This window comes from Streptomyces sp. SID9727, from assembly GCF_010550605.1.
Taxonomy (GTDB): Bacteria; Actinomycetota; Actinomycetes; order Streptomycetales; family Streptomycetaceae; genus Streptomyces.
The window spans coordinates 1-421 of sequence record NZ_JAAGNI010000490.1; the positions used below are offsets into that span (position 1 = coordinate 1).

General features: G+C 78.9%; 1 protein-coding gene. It reads left to right on the forward strand.

Annotation, left to right across the window (positions count from 1 at the left end; genetic code table 11):
- Positions 1-421: ADP-ribosylglycohydrolase family protein (locus G3I41_RS33805; RefSeq protein ID WP_203602048.1), on the forward strand; the 421-nt coding region annotated here is incomplete at both ends.

Sequence of the window (421 nt, forward strand, 5' to 3'; positions counted from 1 at the left end):
TACGGGCGGCCGTGCTGGCCGTGGTCCACCCGGGCGACCCCCGCGCGGCGGCGGAGCTCGCGGAGTTCGACGCGCGCTTCACCCAGGACGGGGACGGGGTGCACGGGGCGCGGGCGATGGCCGCCGCGAGCGCCGAGGCGCTGGGCGGGGCGGACGTGGACACCGCTGTGGACGCCGCGCTGGCCCAGCTCCCCGACGGCACCGAGATCGCCCGCAACGCGGCCCACGCGGTCCGGCTCGCCCGGGAGTTCGCCGGGGAGCGGGCCGGGGCGTTCGCGCTGGTACCGGTCCTGGAGCACCAGATCGTGGACCACGTCTACAGCTACGGGATCGCCGCCGCCGAGACCGTACCGGTCGCCCTCGCGCTGACCGCCGCGTCCCGGGGCGACCTCGCGCAGGCCGTGCCCGCGGCGGCCTGCCT